The sequence below is a fragment of the Mesorhizobium sp. AR07 genome, assembly GCF_024746815.1.
Classification (GTDB): domain Bacteria; phylum Pseudomonadota; class Alphaproteobacteria; order Rhizobiales; family Rhizobiaceae; genus Mesorhizobium.
Map to the genome: position 1 here is coordinate 149,173 of NZ_CP080529.1, position 20,800 is coordinate 169,972.

Consider the following 20,800-nt stretch of genomic DNA (forward strand, 5'->3'; position numbering starts at 1 on the left):
TACAAAATATTTATGTAACCTATTGACAACGATCGGGTTCGGAAGTTTTGTTTGTATACCAACAAAAAATGGGAGCAAGAACATGCAACAGACACGACGCAGTTTTCTGACAATGATGGGTGCTGCCGCGGTGGCCGGCATGGCAGGGCCAAGGCTGGCACGGGCCGCGACCAGCATAACGGTTCTGAACTGGCAGGGTTACGGAACCGACGAGGCCTGGGCGGTAAAAGCCTTTACCGAGAAGACCGGAATCCAGGTGGTGCACGACTATTTCAGTTCGGAAGCGGAAATGCTGACGAAGCTGCGAACCAACCCCGGCGTCTACGACGTGGCGCTGATCAACAGTGCCCGTTCCCAGCAGGCGGCCGGCGAAGACCTCCTTGCCGAGATCGACTTCAGCAAGCTCAAGAACGCCAGCGGCCTGTCGCCTGAGCTGCGCAACCATCCCAACCTCAAGACGGCCGGCAAAGTCTATGGCGTGCCGTGGGTGTGGGGCATCACAGCGCTCGCCATCCGCGAAGGCAGCACCAAGCCGGACAGCTATGCCGCGTTGGGCGATCCGGCCAATGCCGGCCGCGTGGCGCTGTTCGACGACGCCGTGAGCGGTGTCGCCATCGGCGCGCTGCTGTCCGGTCAGGATATGAACAACCCGACCGACCTCGCGGTCGTCACCGAGAAGCTCAAGGCGTTCAAGCCCAACGTCAAGCTTTTGTGGTCGAGCGAGGACCAGTGGAACAAATCCTTCGCCGCCAAGGAGTTCGACCTCTCCGTCTACTGGTCGGGGGCATCCGTCCGCTCCAGGCGCATCAGTAAGCTGCCAGTCGAATTCGTTGTGCCCAAGGAAGGCGGCATTGGCTGGCTGGACAGCCTGTCGGTTCCGGCGACCAGCACCAAGCAAGACGCAGGGCTCGCCTTCATCGACTACATGATCGACCCGGAATTCTATGTCGAGTGGGCGACCAAAGTCGGCGCGCCCGCTTCGGCCAACGCCGCAGCTATGGAAAAGCTCCCCGCCGATGACCTGAACCGGGTCATCCACAAGCCGGAGTATCTCAAGACGATGACGCTGCAGTCGGCGCTTCCCGATGACCGGCGCGCGGCCTTCAACAACGTCTGGGAAGAGGTCAAGGCGTTCTATGCCGGCTGAGGCGGCGAAGCCGACCCCGTCGCGCGAGCCTGGCGGCTCGCGCAGGCCGTTGCCGTCGTGGGCGGCGACGGCGGCGTTGCTGGTGCCAACGTATGGCTGGCTGACGCTCGCGGTGTTCCTGCCGCTCTGCACCATGTTCGCGTTCAGTTTCCTGACCGCGACGCCGATGGGCAAGGCTCCGATTGCCTTCACGTTGAAACAGTACCGTGCCTTCATCGACCAGCCCTACCTGATCGGCGTCGCCTGGCAATCCCTGCTGATGGGCTTCTGGACGACGTTCTTCTGCGCCGTGATGGGCTTCTTTGCTGCGCTGGCCCTGGTCCGCGCCACCGAAGGCAAGGTGCGCGAGACCCTGCTGATCCTGGTTCTGCTGCCGTTCTGGACGAACGGTCTCGTGCGCGTATTCTCCTGGACCATGGTGCTGCGCGAAGGCGGGTTCCTAGATTATCTTATCCATTCGGTCTGGCCTAGCGCCGGGTCGGTCGGATTCCTGTACACGCGGCAGGCTGTCGTGGTCGGCCTGGTGCACGGCTATCTGCCCTACATGATCCTGACGTGCTACATCGCGCTGGTCACCATCGACAACACCATCGTCGAAGCCGCCACCAGCCTCGGTGCGCGCTGGTGGACGATTCTTTTGAAGATCCTGCTGCCAATGGCCGCCCCCGGCCTGATCTCCGGATCGGTCCTGATCTTCGTGCCGGTGATTGGCTCGTTCATGGAGCCCAGAATTCTCGGTGGCCGCGTCGGCGTGACCATGGGCACGGTGATCGAGGATCAGTTTACGCAGGCCTTCAACTGGCCGCTCGGTGCGGCTCTCTCGTTCACCATGCTTGCAGTGGTTTTGGGCATCTTCGCCACCTTCTCCGGCGTGTTGCGCCGCGGCACGGCTTTGTGAGAGACCGAAGATGAAGATCGCCGCCCGCTTCTACATCTTTGCCATCCTGGCCTTCCTTTATCTGCCGATCCTTGTGATGATGGCGATGGGGTTCAACGAATCCCCGCTCTACGAGCTGCCGTTCACCTTCTCGACCCGGTGGTACGCATCGCTCGCCGGCAACACCCAGCTCGTCAATTCCGGCATCAACAGCGTCTGGATCGCCATTGCCACTTCGATCATCGCAACGGCGCTGGGCACCATGGCCTCGGTGGCGCTGTCGCGGCGAACCTTTCGCGGCAAGACGCTGCTTCAGCTGATGCTCTTGCCGCCGATCGCCATTCCCTGGCTGATCACCGGCACGGCGATGCTGGTGTTCTTCTTCTACAGCGGCATCGGCCGTGGCCTGCACGCGCTGCTGATCGGCCATGTGGCGCTTGCCATCCCTTATGTCGTGCTGGTCGTCGGCACCGGCTTCCAGACGGTGCGTGCCGATCTTGAGGAGGCGGCGATGAGCCTCGGCTCGACGCCGGTGCACGCCTTCTTCTCGATCACCTTGCCGCTGCTCTATCCGAGCATCCTTGGCGCGGCACTGTTTGCCTTCGCAGTCTCGCTCGACCAGTTCGTCATCTCGTACTTCCTTGCCACGCCCGGATTCTCGACCCTGCCGGTGCAGATCTATTCGGCAATCCGCAAGGGTTTCACCCCGGAGATCAACGCTATCTCGACCATCCTGCTGGTCGGCTCGATGGCGGTCATCGTGATCTTCGCCCTGTTCGCAAAGCCGGGAGGCGTCAGTGACAAACGTTGAAGTCCGTTCGATCGCCAAGAACTATGGCGCGGTTCCCGTCCTGACCGACATTTCCACGGACTTCACGCAAGGCTCCTTCACCAGCCTGCTGGGACCGTCCGGGTCGGGAAAAACCACGCTGCTGCGCATTATCGCTGGGTTCATCATCCCGGATCAGGGCAATGTGTCGATCGGCGGGCGCGACGTTACGCGCACCCCGGTCTGGGCGCGCAACATCGGCATGGTGTTTCAGTCCTATGCGCTCTTCCCGCACATGACGGTGAACGAAAACGTGGCGTTCGGGCTGGCTCGCCGCGGCATCAAGGGCGAGGAGTCGCGCAAACAGGTCGAGCGCGCACTCGAGCTTGTGCGCTTGCCTGGCTTCGGCGACCGCAAACCCAAGCAATTGTCCGGCGGCCAGCAGCAGCGTGTCGCGCTCGCCAGGGCGATCGTCACCAAGCCGAGCGTGCTTCTGCTGGACGAGCCACTTTCGGCGCTCGACCGCCGACTGCGCCAGGAGATGCAGGTGGAACTGATCCGCATCCAGAAGGAAAGCGGCCTGACCACCATCTTCGTCACGCACGATCAGGAAGAGGCGCTGACACTGTCGGACAAGGTGGCGATACTCGACCGCGGACGCATCGTGCAGATCGGCGCCCCCACCGAGGTCTATGAACGCCCGAAAACCCGTTTCGCGGCGGAATTTCTGGGCGACACGAATTTCCTCACCGGCACGGTCGTTGCGGGCGGCATCAGGCTTGCCAACGGATCGACTGTGGCCGTCGACGCACCGCTGCCCGCTACGGGAAGCGAAGCGACGGTCGCGGTGCGGCCGGAAAAGATTGTCATCAGGAACGTGGCACGTGGCGGAAAAGACACCGACCGCAGCAACCGCGTCAGCGCCACGATATCGTCATCGGTCTATGCGGGAACGGCATTGACCTACGAGGCGGCATTCGACGGCCTCAGCTTCAAGATCTTCGCCCAGAACAGTGATGGCAAGCCGCATACGGTCGGCGAGCTCGTCGAGCTGACATGGTCGCCCGCGCACACGGTTCCACTGGAGGTGGCGGCATGACGGCACTGTCCGAACCCATCGGCCGCAATGCCGTCCATCTGTGCATCGATATGCAGCGCCTGTTTGCCGAGAGCACGGATTGGCATACACCGACGCTGGCCGACATCGTGCCCAATGTGACAAGGATCCTCGAGGCAAAGGCCGGACACACGATCTTCGCACGCTTCACCGTGCCCGACACGCCCGAAACCGCGCAAGGTGCGTGGCGAAGCTACTATCGACGATGGTTGGGAATTACGGAGGCGGCGTCGAAGGACCCCGGCCTGATCGATCTGGTCGAACCGTTTGCTACGCTGGCGCGTGGTGAGGAAATCCTCGATAAGCCAACCTATTCCATGTTCGGAGTCGCAGAACTCCAGGAGCGTCTCGCGGCCCGCAATATCGACACGCTGATCATTACGGGCGTGGAGACGGACATCTGTGTGCTGGCGACGGTATTCGATGCCGTTGACCGGGGATACCGGGTCATAGTCGTGGAGGATGCCGTGACCAGTTCGTCACTCGAATCCCATCAGGCGGTCATGGATCTGTTGTTGCCGCGGGTGCCAGAGCAAATCGCGCTGGCGAGTACCGCCACGCTGATCGCAGGCTGGACGGACTGACCACAACACGGCGTTCACCATCGGCCGAGGCTCTCTGACCTGCAAGAGGCCGGCCGGTGGGGAAACCGTGCTCCAAGAAGGCTGGCTGCTGAAATGATTGTTGTTTTTGGCTCTGTCAACATGGACTTGATCATCCCGGTCGAGCGAATTCCGCATCCCGGCGAAACTGTCATGGGCCCGGCCTATACAAAGTTCCGGGCGGCAAGGGGGCCAACCAGGCGGTGGCCGCAGCTCGGACAGGCGCGATGGTAGCATTCGTGGGGTCGCGCGGAAACGATGCCTTCGGCCGCGAGGCTGTCGCAGAGATGGAGAATGCCGGCGTCGATCTGTCCGCGCTCGCCGTCTCTGGCAGCCCAACCGCTCTCGCCTTCATCACTGTCGATGCGCAGGGAGAGAACGCCATCGTCGTTGCGGCCGGTGCCAACCTCGAAACCGAGGCCGCTCAGCTTGCGGCTCTGGATTGCCCGGCCGGCACCATCCTGCTGTTGCAACGGGAAATCCGCGAGGACGCGCTGCGCGAACCCGTCCGCTTCGCAGCAGACCGGCACTGGCGGATCATCCTCAACGCAGCGCCGGCTGGGCCCGTGCCAGAGGACATGATGCGGTCGCTGGAAACGTTGGTGGTCAACGAACACGAAGTGTTGTCCATCGCGGAAAACGCCGGGCTTCCGGCCGCCGATGCGGAAACCGCGGGCAAAGCCCTGCACGACCGTTTCGGCTGCCAGGTTGTGGTGACGCTTGGGGCTGCGGGCGCTGTGGCTTTCGTGGCCGGTGAACACCATACGGCGCAAGCGCTTGCGGTCACTCCCTTGGACACAACCGTTGCCGGCGACAGTTTTGTCAGCGCCTTCGCGGCGGCGATCGACGAAGGGCTGCCTTTCGGAGCAGCCCTCCGTATCGGCTCGACAGCGGGATCGCTGGCCTGCACGAAAGAGGGTGCACAAAGCAGCATTCCAGACCGTGTCGGCATCGACAAGGCACTGGCGCCAACGAGGGCCTTGGGCTGCGAACTGCATCGGGAAAATCACCGATCTTCACGACCTCATTCCCGCCATGACCAGTGATGGATGCAGCCCGCATGATGTTGCCATCGGTCGCAAATTCGATCCCAGCTGCCGTCGCCACCTTGTTGGGCAATGGACCCGTCATGTGTTTGAACGCACGCTGCGCAACGCTACCGAAGCCGAGAAAGGGCCGGTTGCAAACCGCTCTATGCGGACATCGATCGCCGCTGACGACGTGTTGTCGGGAAAGCAGGCCCGAAAGCCGTGGACGCCATCTTGCTTTGTACGATGCCAACGTCTTAAGCATACCTCGAACGTCAATATTCTGGGTTGGGACGCTAGGTGCCGGGACACCAGTCGAGCGAAGAGGATCGTATGGAAGGCGTAGATCGCTATGTCTTCTCGGATCAGGTCGGCTACCTGCTCCGGCGGGCCTATCAGCGCCATCTCGCCATCTTCCAGGCGAATGCCGGCGACCCGCAACTAACGGCAGTGCAATTCTCGACACTGTGCGCGCTGAAGGACAACGGACCCCAGTCCCAGAGCGAACTCGTGAAGGCGACAAGTGTCGACCAGGGCACGATCCGCGGGATCATCGACAGGCTGAAGGATCGCGGCCTGATCGCGTTTTCGAAGGATCCCGCGGATGCACGCAAGGTGATTGTCTCCATCACCGCGGCCGGCCTGCAATTGTTGGAGCGCACGGTGCCGCATGCGCTGGAGATCACCGAGCTGACCATGAAGCACCTCAACCCGGCCGAGCGCATGGCGCTTCTCCATACGCTGCGTCTATTGGGAGAGGACGCCGACACGAACGAGTGAAGCATACCGATCTTCTGGCATTCCGAGTTTTGCGGAGGCTCGAGTGGATGCTTTGATTGCGCTCCGCGTGAATGGCAGGGATATTGAACTCTCCCTCCCATCAACAACACTGCTCCTCCACGTGCTGCGTAATGACCTCGGCTTGAACGCTCCGAAATATGGCTGTGGCCTGGCCGAATGCGGAGCCTGCGCCGTTCTCGTCGGCGACACCTCGGTCCGGTCGTGCGTGGTTCCCATCGGCGCGGTCGCCGATCGGTCGGTCACCACCCTGGAGGGGCTGGGAACCACGGATCACCTCCATCTCGTGCAGGCCGCGTTCATTGCCAACAATGCCGCCCAATGTGGCTACTGCCTGAACGGCATGATCATTGCCACTGTCGCGCTGCTCAGGCGCGATCCGCGGCCAGACGAGACGGCGATCCGCGCCGCGCTGCGGCATCATTTGTGCCGCTGCGGCACCCATCTGGAAATCCTCGCCGCCGTGCGCGCGGCAGCCAGCGCCACCGCGCAAGTGACCGCTGGCGCCACTTCGGAGCACGTTTGATGAGCGGCCCGCGCGACCGGCCTGCCACCGCCTATCTACGCGACAGCGAGGCGCTCCTGGTTCTGCGGCCGAGCCGTGTCGCCGGCCAAGATGGCGAACTCTTCCTCGCGCTCGACGCGGACGGCTCCGTGACCGCCTTCAACGGCCACGTCGATCTCGGCACCGGCATACGCACGGCGTTGGCCCAAATCGTTGCCGAGGAACTGGACGTTCCGTTCGAGCGCGTACGTATGGTTCTCGGCTCGACTTCTGCGGCTCCGGATCAGGGCGCGACCATCGCCAGCGAGACCATCCAGGTCACCGCCATGCCACTGCGCGCCGCCGCCGCGACCGCCCGCGCATATCTGATCAAGCTGGCCGCCCCAAGGCTTGGCATCTCGGCGGAGGAACTGATCATCGAGGACGGTGTAGTCAAGCCGGCGGATAGGGAAGAAAATCTCTTCGTCTCCTTTGGGGATCTCATCGCCGGCGCCAATACGCACCTTGCGATCGATCCGCACGCGCCCCTGAAGCCAGCCGCGCAGTACCGTATAGTGGGCCGGCCGCAGCCGCGCGCCGACATTCCGGCCAAGGCCACCGGAGCCTTTGTCTACGTCCATGACGTGCGCCTGCCAGGCATGCTGCATGGCCGCGTTGTCCGCCCGCCCTACGCCGGCTTCGATTCAGGGGGTCACGTCGCCGCCAGCCTGATCGCCGTCGACCAGGCATCGGTGGCCGATGTGCCGGGGCTGGTGGCGGTCGTGACCATCGGCGATTTCGTTGGCGTTGTGGCGGCGCGCGAAGAGCACGCCATCGAGGCGATGCAGCGGCTCAAGGTGCAATGGCGCGACGCGCCCGTCGTCCCCGACCTCAATGCTCCCGAGGCGGCGCTTCGTAACAATCGGTCGACGATCCGCAAGCTTGCTGACCGCGGCGATGTCGAACGCGCGCTCGGCGCGACGGCGATGCCTATGGAACGGACCTATGTCTGGCCTTACCAAATGCACGGCTCGATCGGCCCTTCCTGTGCGGTCGCTGACTGGCGCGAAGACGGCCTGACTGTCTGGTCCGGCACGCAGAATCCGTTTCCGATGCGCGCTGACCTCTCAAAACTGCTCGACCTGCCGGAGGAGCGGATCGTCGTCGAGCGGCTGGAGGCGGCCGGCTGCTACGGTCGCAACTGCGCCGACGATGTGACGGCCGATGCCGCGCTTCTTTCCCGTGCCGTGGGTCGCCCGGTGCGCGTCCAACTGACCCGTGAGCAGGAGCACGCCTGGGAGCCAAAGGGGGCTGCGCAGGTGATCGACGTGCGCGGCGGACTTGACGGCGAGGGCGGCCCCGCGGCTTACGATTTTGAAACGCGTTACCCGTCCAATCTGGCGCCGACCCTGCCGCTGATCCTGACCGGAAAGGTTTCGCCAGTCGCAGAGGTCGCGTTGATGGGCGATCGCACGGCGGTGCCTCCCTACGCGTTCGGCAATCTGCGCGTCACCGTTCACGATATGCCGACACTCGCTCGCGCCTCCTGGTTCCGAGGCGTGTCGGCGATGCCCAACAGCTTCGCCCATGAATCCTTCATCGACGAACTGGCAACGGCAGCGCAAGTCGATCCGATCGAGTATCGCCTGCGCTACCTGACCGATCCACGAGCCATCGACCTCGTGCGGGCCGTCGCCGAACGAGCGAATTGGAAGCCGCATACCGCACCGGGCACGCTCGGGCGCGAGGGTGACATCCTCTGCGGACGCGGCTTCGCCTACGCGGTCTATGTCCATGGTCCCTTCCCCGGCAAGGCCGCCGCCTGGGCGGCCTGGGTCGCCGACGTGGCGGTGAACAAGGTGACGGGCGAGATCGCCGTCACCAAAGTCATCTGCGGCCAGGATACCGGTGCGGTGATCAACCCCGACGGCGTTCGCCACCAGATCCATGGCAATGTCATCCAGTCGACGAGCCGGGTTCTCAAGGAAGAGGTCAAATTTTCCTCTACCGCCGTCGCCAGCCTCGAATGGGGCGCTTACCCGATCATCGGCTTTCCCGAAGTGCCGGACATCGACGTGCTGATGATCCCGCGTCCCGACGAGCCGCCGCTGGGTGCGGGCGAATCTGCCTCGGTGCCAAGTGCCGCCGCCATTGCCAACGCGGTGTTCGACGCCACCGGCGTGCGCTTTCGCGAACTGCCGTTGACGCCGGAACGTGTGCGCGCTGCCTTGAATCCGCTGCCGACTCCGCTGGTATCGAACGAGAATAGGCGATCCAGGCGGTTGCGCCTGAGATTCGCATGGCCGCTCGCCGGCGCCTTTTCCGGCGCCGTGGCCCTCGGTGCGGGGATTTTTCCGTTCAGTGCCGGGATCGCGCCGGTGGCGCGTCCGCTGCCCGACGTCTTTTCAGCCGCCACGATCGAGCGTGGCCGGCTGGCAGCGGCGGCAGGCGCCTGCAACGTCTGCCATGTTGGCGCCGACGGCACGCCGTTTGCCGGGGGCAGGGCTCTCGAAACCCCCTTCGGTACCGTCTATGCCACCAACATCACCCCGGATGAAGCGGCCGGCATCGGTGCCTGGTCCTATCCGGCTTTCGCCAGGGCAATGCGCCAGGGTGTTGCGCGCGATGGACATCATCTCTATCCGGCGCATCCCTACACATCCTTCGCCAAGGCGAGCGAGGCCGATATTCAAGCGCTCTACGCCTATCTCATGGTGCAGCCTGCAGTGACTGCCAAAGCACCGGAAACGCAGCTGCGTTTCCCCTTCGGCATGCGGCCACTGATGGCCGGGTGGAACGCGCTTTTCCTGTCGTCATCGCCGGTACCGTCTGACCCGATCCGAAGCGCGGCCTGGAACCGGGGCGCGGAACTGGTCGAAGGCCTTGGCCATTGCAGTGCCTGCCATTCACCGCGCAATGCGCTTGGCGGAGAGATCAAGGGGGCGATGCATCTTGCCGGCGGCGTCGCAGACGGCTGGCATGCGCATGCGCTGACGGCAAAATCATTCGCTCCGGTCGCGTGGAGCGAAAACGCCTTCTACGACTATCTGCGAACCGGTCATTCGGCCGCGCATGGCGCCGCGGCCGGGCCGATGGCCCACGTGGTGGACTCGCTGGCACCACTTCCCGACGCGGACATCCGAGCGATGGCGGTCTATCTCGCCGGCTTCAACGTCGGCGGCGAAACGTCTCCAGCCGGCTCGTCGGCCGGAAGCGCAATCGCCGCTGCAAATCTTGCCGCCCCCAAAGCGGCGGCCGCCTTTCCCCGCGGTGCGCGCCTGTTCGCCGGCGCTTGCGAGACTTGTCACTCCGAAACGTCGTCCATCACGTCGCTGGCCTTCAACACCAATCTTCATTCCGATGTGCCGGACAATCTTCTCCACGCCGTCCTGGAAGGCGTCTCCGCGCCGGCTGCCTCGCCGCTCAGGACGGACGCGGGCGATTTCGGTGTCATGGCGATGCCTGCCTTCGGCGGCGTGCTGGATGATACCGATCTGGTTGACCTCTTGGGCTATCTGAGGGCGCGTTTCGCGCCCGACAGACCGGATTGGCAAGCCATCCCGGATTCGCTCGCTGCCGTTCGATCCGCTCACCATTGATGCAACGGAAATATCACATGCTCAAAAACGCCAACGTGCCCGCCGAACGCGCCTGGAACACATGGTCGGAACGGCCGGGCGAGATGGTGTTCCTGCCGCTCGGCGTCCGCATGACGCCAGTGCTGTTCTCGTCCGGTGCGCGCAAGGCGACAACCATCAGCCCGCCCGTGGAAATTCGCTTCGGACGCCACGGCCTCCATGGCGAGGTCATCGATTTCGAGACCACGCATGGCGGCACGCGGCTCAAGTTCTCCTATGCAAAGCGCGATCCCTTCTGCATCGAGGGCCGCTGGTCGGTGCGCGAAAAGCGGGAGTGGGGTCTGCGCTACTGGGTCGTGCTTTGCCTGTCGGCGGAGAACGGGGAAGAGGTCAGCTACAACCATCAAGATGGCGCCGCGACCCTGGCTGTCGGATCGCGATACGTGTCGCTGGTCTCGCGCGACGCGCCGGTACAGGTGACCGGTCACGACAGCGTCGAAGCCCTGGTCGCCGAGATGGACGCCAACGGCTATTTCGACCTATCGAGCCGGTCGAATTCGGCAAAGGTCATCGCGCTGCGGTTCAATCTCGAAATGATGCCGGAAGCCCGGTTTGCCGCAGCGGTGGCTGACAGCCGCGCGCTGGCCGTGAAGACAGCGAAGGAAGCGCTGGTGACAGACGCAGCACCCGCCAAGCCGCTTCACACCGGGCGCAACGAAGGCGCGCTCGACGCGGTGCGCGACGTGATCGGCTGGAACACGCTCTATGACCGCATCAATGCCCGCACCTATACCGCGATCAGCCGCATCTGGAATCTGGGCGGCTTCGCCGTCTGGTTCAACGACCAGACTTTCGCGGCGCTAATGGCCGGTCTTTTCGATCCGTCGCTTGCGCGTGATAATTTCGACGTCGCGATGGCCAGCGCGACGCCGCAGGGCAATTTTGCCTGCCTGCTGACATCGCGCGATTCCTGGGTCGACCGGTCACAAGCGCCGCACGGCGCCTTCGTCGCCTGGACGATGTATCTACGCAGCCGGGACCGATCGTTGCTCGAACACGCCTATGGCCCATTGCTGCGGAACAATCGGTGGTGGCGAGCCAGCCGCGATCCGGACGGGCGCGGGCTGGTTTCCTGCGGCACTTCGGACGTTGGCGATGCCCTCTACAAGGGCACAGCTTTCGGCGCGCGCAACGAAACCGGCATGGACAATTCCGCAACGCATGACGAGGCGATCTACGATCCCGTCACACGCTCGCTTTCGACGTTTGACGTCGGGCTCAATTGCGCGCTGGCGCTCGATGCCGAAATGCTGGGAAAGATTGCCCGTGAGCTCGGCCACATCGACGATGCCGCAAGTTTCGAAGCTCTGGCAAAAGATATTTGCGGCAGGATCCGGACCGAACTGTGGGACGAGGCGCGCGGGCTGTTCGCCAACCGGCAGCGCCACGGCGGCTTCGTCTCCAGCGTCTGCCCCACAAGTTTCTATCCGCTGTTGTGCGGCGCTGCGAGCGAGGAGCAGGCAGCCCGGCTTCTTGAGCACCTTGCCGATCCGGCGACATTCGGCGGGCAGTTCGTGCTGCCCAATGCGTCGCGCGACGATCCCGCCTACCAGGAAAACGTTTATTGGCGAGGGCGCATCTGGGCGAATGTCAACTATTTCGTCTGGCAGGGTCTGCGCCGTTATGGATTCGAGCTGGAGGCGGCCGAACTTGCGCGCAAGAGCCTTACCCTGTTCGAGCAGTCGTGGACGAGCGCGCGGCTTTGCGGTGAGAATTACAATGCCGAGACCGGCGAAATCGTCGATCAAGGCGATGCCGATCCCTTCTACACATGGGGTGCGATGTTGCCGCTGCTCGGAGTCTGCCAGGTCATGGACATCGGCCCGTGGCACGGCTGGGAATTGGCAAATAACGGCGAAACCGTGCGGCTAGGCCCGCTGTCGAGCCCCGCCGGTGACGTCGTGATCACGGTCGAAGCGGGAACGCTCACTCTCTCGGCAAGAGGCGCCGTGCTGTTTTCCACTGATTACAGAGGCCGCATCAGCCAGATCGTCGTGGAACGAGGGCTGCTGTCGGTCCGTTTCCCGGAGGGCTGCACCAGCAGTGCAACCTTCCGGCTCGGGCCGGAAATGGCTGCGCGCCTCGTGTCAGCGCGCCTCGATGGGGAGGAGATCGCGACGGCGCTGGACGACGGGTGCTGCGTCATGGATCTGTCGGGGGCAGGGGCCGGCGCGCGGCTTGACTGCCATTTGGCGCCTGCGTCATGAGCGGTGACGGCCTGGACTGGTTTCGCGCACCGGGGCCGGATTTTCGGCCGGCGGTCTTCTGGTTCTGGCACCGCATTCCCACTGTGGAGGAAATCGGTCGGCAACTGGCAGATATGCGCGCCAAGGGCGTCGGCACGGTGATGATCCAGGCCCGTCGCGCGCTCCCGCTCGAATCCTATCTGTCTCCTCCCTACCTTGACGCATATCGGCTGGCGGCGGCCGAGGCGCGGCGACTGGATCTCAGGCTCACGATCTATGACGAATATGGCTGGATGTCCGGTCACGGCGGTGGGCACACCGTCCACAATGCCGACCACCTGCGCGAGCGCCACTTATTCTGGACGAGCGGGAAAACGAGGCAGGACAGCACCGAATTGACGATCTCAAATATCCACTCGCCCTTTCTCGATTTTCTGGGCGAGGCGGGCCGCACCTGGTGCTACGAGGGTGGCGTGCCGCGCTGGGACGACTGGCAGGTGGTGCTCGCTGTTTCGCACCCCGATCAGGAATCGACCTTCTCTGCCGAAAGCGACATCCGCTTGGTGACTGGCGCAGTCGAGGTCAAGCAAACAGGCGCCGCCTCGTGCCGGATCGTGATCGAGCACGGGGGTACCATCCCTGCAGGAAGTGCGGTCACCGTCTTTGCATCGGCAAGATGCCTGACTTCGCGGCTCATCAATTATCTCCTGCCGGAAGCGGCGGAACGCTTTGCCGACGCTGTCTACGCGCCGCTGCTGGACGCCGCCAGTGGCGCGGCGGACGGCTTCTTCTTCGACCACCCCTATGCCGGGTTCCACGTCTGGGACGAGCACCATGGCGACGTCGGCAACAGCCTGCTCTGGGACGCCGCCGACCCGGCCGACGCCATGCAACTGCTGTCGCTGGTGCGCGACGTCGGTCCGCGCACGGCCGCGTTGCGGGCCAGCTTTTTCGAAGCCTATGGCCGGCGCATGCATGAAGCCTTCTTCGGAACTCTGTCTCGCTGGACCGACGAGCGCGGCATTGGCTTTACCGGGCACGAACTTTTGACCCATGTCGGCGCCTGGGGGCTGCACGCCGGTCTCAAGGGTTTCGATCCTCGCAGCATGCCGGGTGTCGACTATTTCGGTATCGACGCCTACCGAAGTATGACGGCGGTCGATGCGGCCGGCTACGCGCCGCAACTCTCTGCCAAGCTCGGCGACAGCGTGGCGCGGGCGCACGGGCGCCGCCGTTGTATGATCGAGCAGTACTCGACCGGACGGGAGACGGGCACGGCGAGCCTTGCCGGGCAATGGGGACTGACGGCCGAGCGGTTCCGCGCGCAGGCGATCCGCCATCTCCTGTTCGGCGCGCGGCAGATCCTGCTGCACGCCTACAATGTCACCGATGGCGACAAGGGCGACGGGCTGCTCAGCGCACGTTTCGACTTTCCGCCAGCCTTCAACTTCGAGCCGTGGTGGGAGGATTGCCCGGCGATCTTCGCGGAACTGGCGCGGCTCTCGGCTTTTCTGGAGCACGGCGAACCGCTGCGACCGGTGGCGCTTCTTTATCCGCTCGAGACGATCCGTGCAGAGGCGATGGCACCTGCCTGCGGAGAGCATTTCGGCTGGTGGGCGGAAGCGCTGGCGCGCGCAGGCCTCGGCTACGACATCGTGGACGAGAGCATGCTGGCCTCGGTGCTGGGGCCCACGCCGCGCTATGAGGTGCTGGTATTGCCTGCGGTGACGACGCTCGCCTCGGTTGCCACGGCCGAGATTATCGCCGCTTTCGTTCGAAGTGGCGGTCGGCTGCTGGCGACCGGCCCACTGCCGCACAAGACCAGAACGAAGGGAGAGGACCCGTCCGGCGCCGTGCTCTTAACCAGCCTTGCTGCGGAGTGTGGGCGTGTGGTGCATCTGCCGGATGCGGGACAGCAAGACACCGCGCGCCATATCGCGGCCGAACCGCGCCCGCTGCCCGACATGCGGTTCGAAGATGGCCCTTCCTGGAGTTCGGTTTCGCGGTGCGGTGACATCTGGCGACTGGCCGCTTTCAACGACCAGGCGACCACGCGGCGGCTCAACGTCCGGTTGGCCGAGCCGACGCCGGAAGTCTCGTTCTGGAATCCCGAGACGGGCGAAGTGGGCGTCACGCCTTGTACGGTGATCGATGGAACATTGTCCCTCGATGTCGGTGCCCAGCGTCTGGTGTGCCTGTCGATCCGGAATGGCGACCCGGCGTCGAACAACTCGGTCGATGCCAGACGGCGTCGCGCCGCCGCCCTTGTCGATGTGCCGGCGCCGATCGTGCTTTCCGAAGGCTGGACCCTGGAGATCGACGGCGGCGAACCAATTCCGGTTGCCGTCGATCGCGGATGGGAGGCGCAAGGCCATGCCACTTTCGCCGGCTCAGGAGTCTACCGCCGGTGCGCAAACCTGCCCATTCTCGCCGACGGTCTCGTCTGGCATCTGCTGCTGCCAGGCCTGCATGAAACGGCGGAGCTTTGGCTCGATGGCACATTTGTCGGCCGGCATGTCGCGGGAGAAGCACGCTTCGCGCTGCCTGTCGCGTGCGGGGAGGTCGCAATAGAGCTCCGCGTCAGGAACACGGCGGCCAATCGTTACTATGCAGGCACGCCTTACTGGGGTGGCACGCCACTACCCTCGGGACTGACTGCGGCACCATATCTCTATGCCGATCGCGACAGGTTAGTTGCAAATTTAGGGGCAGCCATTGAAACTGCTTCTCGTTGAGGACCTCATACAGGGCGTGTCGACCCGGAAGGTCGAGGCGATCGCCCGGTAGGCTGCATCCAAAGCTGGAGCCCGCCACCGTCAGACGGTTTCATGAGTTTTGAGGTGGCTCGGGCGCTGCGGCATTTCACGTCGGAAAGGGCCATTTGGGGTCTCACATTGGTTGCGTCGATACCAACAGGATGTCGGATACCAACAAAAATACCAACACGTCGGCTCGTTGGACCATATGCGCCGAAGACCGCGAAAATACCAACCCGCCCTGCACGTCTAAAAGATAAATTATTTCATGGCTTTGCGCCGCCTGAAGCGTAGCGGCTTCGGCGAGAGGGAATGCCGGGAGAAGAGGGGATGGTGCCTCTGGTGGAGACGCCTTTTTCGAGTTAGGAGCATTCAGGCGTGGCCGGCCAGCGCCGACAGGCTGCCTAGAAGCTTCGTTTTGTCCTTGCCGATCATCAGCACGCCGCTGTCGGGGGCCAGCAGTGCCGAGAACGGCAACATAGCCGCGCCGATCGGCGAGGCCTCGGGGCCGAATTGTCCAGAAACGATTTCCGGCGCGACGATGCCGATCGCGCTGGTCCGGTTGAACTGGGTCTGCACTCTTGCCAGTAGTTCGAGATGGATCGGCCGCGGCAGGATGCTGTCGAGAACTATCGCCTCGATGTCGATGACGGAGGTGATGGCAATGATCGCCTCGACCAGCGCGTTCGCACAATCGTCGATCCATTCGAACAGTGGCTCGCGCGCCCCCGGCGGCAAAGGGTCCAGTTCCCGCACACGATTGATCTCGACGCCGCGCGACTTGAGATGATTGACCAGCACATAGATGGAAGCGCGATGCAGCAGGCTTTGGTAGCGCGCCGGCTTGGCCGCTACCGAATCAAGACTTGAAGGTGAGACTGGCAATGGTCCGAGTGCGGCGCTGTTGCCATGCGGACCAGTATGGACCTTGCCGCCTTGCACCAGCCCGCCGCCGACGAAAGTGTCGATAGAAATATGCATGAAGTCGCGAAACCGCGCGCCGGCCCCCTGGATGAGTTCGGCGAGTGCTGCCGATGACGCGTCGTTTTCGACGAAGACCGGCGTCTTCGGCCGAGTAGTGAAGAATGTTGTCAGGTCGATTGCCTCCCAGCGGCTGCCAAGGTCGTCGGGAAAGCCCAGTTCCTCACTCCAGCCGCCGAGGAAATAGGGCGAAGCGATGCCGACGCCCACGATGCTGGCATCGCCAAGTCCGGCGACCACCTTGTCGAAATTGGAGAGCGACATATTTCCGGCCCTGAGCACCAGATCGGGATCCGGAAACCGATATTCGTGCGACTCGCGGGCGCGGACCTCGCCGGCGAAGTCTACAAGCACGGCTTCCAGCGCACGCCGGCCGATCTTGATGCCGACGCTGTAGATCCGCTCCGGCGTAAGCCTGTAGAGAGTGGAGGGAGATCCGCGTTGCCCGAACCTTTTTCCCACTTGCTTTACGAATCCAGACGACTCCAGCCCGTCGACAATGGTGGCGACTGCGGCCGGCGTCAGATTTGCGACGCGTGCCAGATCGGACTTGGACGCCTCCTTCAGGCGGCGGATGGCATCGAGCACGAAGCGCTCATTGTAATGCCGAACCTTGACGGAATTGCTGCCTTTTCCAGACAAAACTGGCGCCTCCCATTTATTTCTCGCGGAGCCACTCTGGCCGCTTACAGCTTTGAAACTGCTGCGCTCGAGGCACTCCGGCAGCGCCTGTGCGTGACGGGACAGTGCGCGCCCAGATCGTGGAAGTCAATTTTCCTATTGCGACCCGCACCTATTTAATATAGCAAATTGAAAAAATAACTAAAGCCAGGGAGGAGAGGTGTTGCAGCTGACCGCATTAGGCGAAGCCGACGCCACCGGGCGTAGGGACGTGGCTGTCCCTGTTGCCCTGGTTCAGGCGACAAAGGCCTTCGGCGGCACGATCGCCCTCAAGGACGCGTCCTTCGAATTGCGCTCCGGCGAGGTGTTGGCGCTGCTTGGGGAAAATGGCGCCGGCAAGAGCACTTGCGTGAAGCTGCTGGCCGGCGTGCACTCCCCAACCGACGGCCATGTCGAAGTCGACGGCAAGCCTGTGGTTTTCCATTCCCCGCACGACGCCCAGGCCGCCGGCATTGCGGTCATGCACCAGCATCCCGGCCTGTTCCCCGATCTTTCAGTGGCGGAAAACATCTATCTCGGTCATATGCCGCGCGACCGCTTCGGCGGCATCGACAACGCGGCGATGCTTGTTGGCGCGCGCAAGGTGCTGGCGACAGTCGGCCTCGACGTGCCCGCCGAAACGCGGCTTGGAATGCTGCGTACCTCCGAACAACAACTGGTCGAGATCGCCCGTGCTCTGTCGCTCAACGCGCGCGTGCTGATCATGGACGAGCCCACGGCGGCCCTCTCGCAGCGCGAAGTTGAGCGGCTTTTCACCGTCGTCGCTGATCTGAGGCTGCACGGCGTGGCAATGATGTTCGTCGGTCATCGCATGGACGAAATCTTCCGCATCGCAGACCGTATCGCGGTGCTGCGCGACGGGCGCCTCATCGGCGTCAAGCCGAAGGCAGAGCTCGGTCGCGCCGCCGCCATCAGCATGATGGTCGGTCGCGAAGTGACCGACCTCTATCCAGAACGGCGTCACGCAACCGGCGCGCTGGTGCTGGAGGCGAGGGGGCTTTCGCGCGCCGGCGGCTTTTCCAACATCGACCTCAAGCTCCACGCCGGAGAGGTGCTCGGGCTTGGCGGCCTGGTCGGCAGCGGGCGGACCGAGATCGCGCGCGTGCTATTCGGCATCGATCGGCCGGATGCCGGCGAAATTCTTATCGACGGCCAACCTGTGCGCTTCGCATCGGCGCGCGACGCCATGGACGCGCGCATCGCCTATGTCTCGGAAGACCGCATGGGACAGAGCCTGGTGATGGATTTCTCCATCCTCGACAATGCGGTGCTGCCGGTCCTCGACAAGGCCGCTCACTTCGGATTCTACGGCACTGACCGCGCGATTGATCTGGTCGCGGATTGGCTGAAGCGCATGAACCTGCGCTTCTCCGGCTACGGGCAGCCGGTGAAGGAACTGTCCGGTGGCAACCAGCAGAAGGTCGTGCTGGCCAAATGGCTGCGCACCGAGCCGCGCGTCCTCATCCTCGACGAGCCGACGCAAGGCATCGACGTCGGCACCAAGGCGGAAGTGCACGCGATGATCGCAGACCTTGCCGCGCAAGGCATGGCGATCATCCTGATCTCCTCCGAAATGCCCGAGCTCATCGGCATGTGCGACCGCATCGTCGTTCTGCGCGAAGGACACCAGACGGCCGAATTCGCCAGGGACGAAGCCACCCAGGAAAAAGTGCTGGAGGCGGCGACGAAGACCAGCGATCGCGTCGATCCGGCAGCGGAGGCGGAGCGTGTCGCCGTCAACGAGAAGAAAAAAGGAATGCTCGATTTCCTCAAGCGGCGGGAGTTCGGGCTGCTCGCCGCGATGCTGGCGGTCGCCATCCCGGTTACCATCATCAATCCGCGCATGGTGAGTGCGGCAAACCTGACCGCCGTGTCGATGGACGCTGCGCTGCTGGTCGTGGCGGCACTCGCCCAGATGCTGGTGCTGATCACCCGCAACATCGACCTTTCAATCGCCGCAGTGATCGGCCTTTCAGCCTACATGGCGGCCAGCATGGTTCAAGCCTATCCAGGGCTCGACATCGGCGTCGGCCTGGCGACCGCTTGCGCGGTCGGCGGCGTCGCCGGGCTGCTCAACGGCCTTGTCGTCACCAAGGGAAGGATCCCAGCCATCGTCGTCACACTGGGCTCGATGTCGATCTTTCGTGGCTTTAATTCACTATGGGCGGCCGGCAACCAGATCAGCGCCGACGAGGTCACGCAAGCCTGGCTCGACATGACTGGCCTGAAGATCGCCGGCGTGCCGCTGATCGTCGTCATCGCCATCGTCATTCTCTGCGCCGGCTATGTGCTGCTCTATCGCACGGCCATCGGGCGCGAACTTTACGCCACCGGATCCAATCCGGATGGCGCGCGCCTTATCGGTATCCCCGTTGACCGGCGCATCCTCCTGGCCTTTGGCATGGCTGGCGTGCTCGGCGGCCTGTGCGGGGCGCTTTGGGCATCCCGCTACGCCACAATCGATGCCCGTGTTGCGCTCGGCTTCGAACTCACGGTGATCGCTTCGGCGGTGGTCGGCGGCGTCGCCATCCGCGGCGGATCGGGCACATTGCTTGGCATCATCCTCGGCGCGCTCACTTTGCTGGTCATCAAGAACGGGCTGACGCTGGTGCGAGTCGACCCGTTGTGGCTGCAGGGCGTGTACGGCCTGGTGATCCTGGTCGCCATCGGTATCGACACCTTGATCGTGCGGCGTGCGGAGCATGCAAGACAGGCGAGGGCGAGATGAGAAAGTTCCTGAGCTCGATCGACTTCTGGGACCTTTTGCTGGCGACCGCTTGCCTTGCGGTCTTCCTCTACGCGGCGGTCTTCGTGCCGAACTTCGTCTCCGGCTTCAATCTCTCGCAACTTGCCGCGAGCGCCTCGGAAAAGGCACTGCTGATCCTGCCGATGACGCTGCTCATCATCACCCGCGAGATCGACCTGTCGATCGCCTCGGTGCTGGCGCTTACGTCCGTGGTCTTCGGCCTGCTTGTCCAGGCCGGCGTGCCGACACTGGCGGCCATCCCGCTGACGCTTGTCGCCGGCGGCCTGCTCGGCACCTTCAATGGCTATCTGGTCTCGGGCCTCGGACTGCAGTCGCTGGTGGTGACGCTCGGCACGATGGCGCTCTATCGCGGTATTGGCTACATCCTGCTCGGCACCGGTTCGGTCAACATCCTGCCGCCCGCGGTCGTCGATTTCGGCATCAACAATCTGCCTGGTACCGAGATACCGTGGACCATCGTGCCGTTCCTGGTGCTGGCGCCGGTGTTCGCGGTGGTGCTGCAGAAGACGCCGACCGGCAAGCGCATCTACGCGCTCGGCGGCAGCCCCGAAGTGGCGCGCTATTCCGGCATCAACACGCGCCGCATGGTGCTGAACCTGTTCGCCGCCTCGGGTGTCGTCGCCGCTATCGCCGGCATCGTCTACACGGCGCGCCTGTCCAATGCCCGCGCCAACAATGCACTCGGCATGGAGCTCGACGTCATCACCATCGTCCTGCTCGGCGGCGTCAGTGTCTTTGGCGGCAAGGGTCGCCTGACCGGGGTCATGCTGGCACTGGTCCTGATCGCTGTCATCCGCAACGTGCTGGCGCTCAACCAGATCGGCGGCGACGCGCAGGGCATGACCATTGGCATGCTTCTGATCGGCTCGCTGCTGGTCGGCAATTACTGGCGCTCCGTACAGGAGCGGCTCTCGAGATCGCGCGTCCTGCGCGAGACCAAGGGGTGATCTCGGGCCCCTTCCTTCAAGC

Annotated in this window: 13 protein-coding genes and 1 pseudogene; 13 read left to right on the forward strand and 1 reads right to left on the reverse strand. The window is 63.7% G+C overall.

The features are described 5' to 3' along the window. Positions 1–115 precede the first annotated feature (115 nt). The 11 genes and pseudogenes from BPNPMPFG_RS41770 (at position 116) to BPNPMPFG_RS41820 (ending at position 15,381) form a co-directional block, all read left to right on the forward strand. The gene (locus BPNPMPFG_RS41770; RefSeq protein ID WP_319946074.1) at positions 116–1,147 is read left to right on the forward strand and encodes an ABC transporter substrate-binding protein; all 1,032 of its coding nucleotides are present in this window, start codon (positions 116–118) and stop codon (positions 1,145–1,147) included. After that, a complete protein-coding gene (locus BPNPMPFG_RS41775) occupies positions 1,137–2,045 on the forward strand; it encodes an ABC transporter permease (protein ID WP_258599488.1) in 909 nt (302 codons plus the stop codon). The genes BPNPMPFG_RS41770 and BPNPMPFG_RS41775 overlap by 11 nt, the downstream gene beginning before the upstream one ends. A 10-nt stretch (positions 2,046–2,055) precedes the next feature. Continuing rightward, positions 2,056–2,835: an ABC transporter permease gene (locus BPNPMPFG_RS41780; RefSeq protein WP_258599490.1), complete on the forward strand. Its 780-nt coding sequence runs from the start codon at positions 2,056–2,058 to the stop codon at positions 2,833–2,835. Then, a complete protein-coding gene (locus tag BPNPMPFG_RS41785) occupies positions 2,822–3,892 on the forward strand; it encodes an ABC transporter ATP-binding protein (protein ID WP_258599492.1) in 1,071 nt (356 codons plus the stop codon). Before BPNPMPFG_RS41780 ends, BPNPMPFG_RS41785 begins: the two co-directional genes overlap by 14 nt. Further along, positions 3,889–4,494: a cysteine hydrolase family protein gene (locus tag BPNPMPFG_RS41790; RefSeq protein WP_258599493.1), complete on the forward strand. Its 606-nt coding sequence runs from the start codon at positions 3,889–3,891 to the stop codon at positions 4,492–4,494. The genes BPNPMPFG_RS41785 and BPNPMPFG_RS41790 overlap by 4 nt, the downstream gene beginning before the upstream one ends. A gap of 176 nt (positions 4,495–4,670) precedes the next feature. Next, positions 4,671–5,558, forward strand: a pseudogene (locus BPNPMPFG_RS41795) (ribokinase); the annotation flags it as partial. 315 nt (positions 5,559–5,873) lie between these two features. Next, complete coding sequence (locus BPNPMPFG_RS41800; protein ID WP_258599494.1) at positions 5,874–6,320, forward strand: MarR family winged helix-turn-helix transcriptional regulator; 447 nt, start codon at positions 5,874–5,876, stop codon at positions 6,318–6,320. A 52-nt stretch (positions 6,321–6,372) separates the two neighbouring features. After that, on the forward strand, positions 6,373–6,864 hold the full coding sequence (locus BPNPMPFG_RS41805) for a (2Fe-2S)-binding protein (RefSeq protein ID WP_258599522.1): 492 nt from the start codon (positions 6,373–6,375) through the stop codon (positions 6,862–6,864). After that, on the forward strand, positions 6,864–10,421 hold the full coding sequence (locus BPNPMPFG_RS41810) for a molybdopterin cofactor-binding domain-containing protein (protein WP_258599496.1): 3,558 nt from the start codon (positions 6,864–6,866) through the stop codon (positions 10,419–10,421). Before BPNPMPFG_RS41805 ends, BPNPMPFG_RS41810 begins: the two co-directional genes overlap by 1 nt. Positions 10,422–10,438: 17 nt before the next feature. Further along, positions 10,439–12,667: an MGH1-like glycoside hydrolase domain-containing protein gene (locus tag BPNPMPFG_RS41815; protein ID WP_258599497.1), complete on the forward strand. Its 2,229-nt coding sequence runs from the start codon at positions 10,439–10,441 to the stop codon at positions 12,665–12,667. Next, a complete protein-coding gene (locus BPNPMPFG_RS41820) occupies positions 12,664–15,381 on the forward strand; it encodes a glycosyl hydrolase family 2 protein (RefSeq protein WP_258599498.1) in 2,718 nt (905 codons plus the stop codon). Before BPNPMPFG_RS41815 ends, BPNPMPFG_RS41820 begins: the two co-directional genes overlap by 4 nt. Before the next feature lie 393 nt (positions 15,382–15,774). Here BPNPMPFG_RS41820 and BPNPMPFG_RS41830 read toward each other — a convergent pair whose 3' ends face one another. Next, a complete protein-coding gene (locus BPNPMPFG_RS41830; RefSeq protein WP_258599499.1) occupies positions 15,775–17,025 on the reverse strand; it encodes an ROK family transcriptional regulator in 1,251 nt (416 codons plus the stop codon). A 199-nt stretch (positions 17,026–17,224) separates the two neighbouring features. Here BPNPMPFG_RS41830 and BPNPMPFG_RS41835 point away from each other — a divergent pair, with 199 nt between their 5' ends. After that, a complete protein-coding gene (locus tag BPNPMPFG_RS41835; RefSeq protein ID WP_413776984.1) occupies positions 17,225–19,792 on the forward strand; it encodes an ATP-binding cassette domain-containing protein in 2,568 nt (855 codons plus the stop codon). After that, positions 19,789–20,778, forward strand: coding sequence for an ABC transporter permease (locus BPNPMPFG_RS41840; protein ID WP_258599501.1), 990 nt, complete (start codon positions 19,789–19,791; stop codon positions 20,776–20,778). The genes BPNPMPFG_RS41835 and BPNPMPFG_RS41840 overlap by 4 nt, the downstream gene beginning before the upstream one ends. Positions 20,779–20,800: the final 22 nt, after the last annotated feature.